1 protein-coding gene is annotated in these 432 nt (G+C 55.6%); it reads left to right on the forward strand.

The genetic code is table 11. The annotated features are described in order from the left end of the window. Positions 1-31 precede the first annotated feature (31 nt). A partial coding sequence (locus tag JO972_RS16755) for an IS110 family transposase (protein ID WP_309491238.1) occupies positions 32-432 on the forward strand: 401 nt, incomplete at its 3' end.

Below are 432 nucleotides of genomic sequence, written 5' to 3' on the forward strand. Positions count from 1 at the left end.
GCCAACGGTTTCTGTAGAATGCTACCACCTTATGAACAATAGTATCAAACATCAGAAGTCCATTGTTGGCATCGACCTCGGAGACAGGAAACACGCGATATGCGCCATCGATCAAGAAGGAAAGGAGCTCAGTGAGCACTTTATCCGCAACCGTCGCGACGACCTTGAGCAACTCTCCCGTGATTACCCAGGAGCCCTGATTGCGTTGGAAGTCGGCACGCACAGCCCCTGGATCAGCCGCCTGCTGGAGAGTCTTGGACACAAAGTGATCGTTGCCAACTCCCGCAAACTCCGGGCCATCTACACCAACGAGCGCAAGAGCGACGAACAAGATGCCAGGATGCTGGCCAAGCTCGCCAGGGTGGACCCCGAACTGCTTCACCCGGTCAAGCACGGCTCCGAGCAAGCCCAGCAAGATTTGGTGCTGATCAA

This window comes from Oceaniferula flava, from assembly GCF_016811075.1.
Classification (GTDB): domain Bacteria; phylum Verrucomicrobiota; class Verrucomicrobiia; order Verrucomicrobiales; family Akkermansiaceae; genus Oceaniferula; species Oceaniferula flava.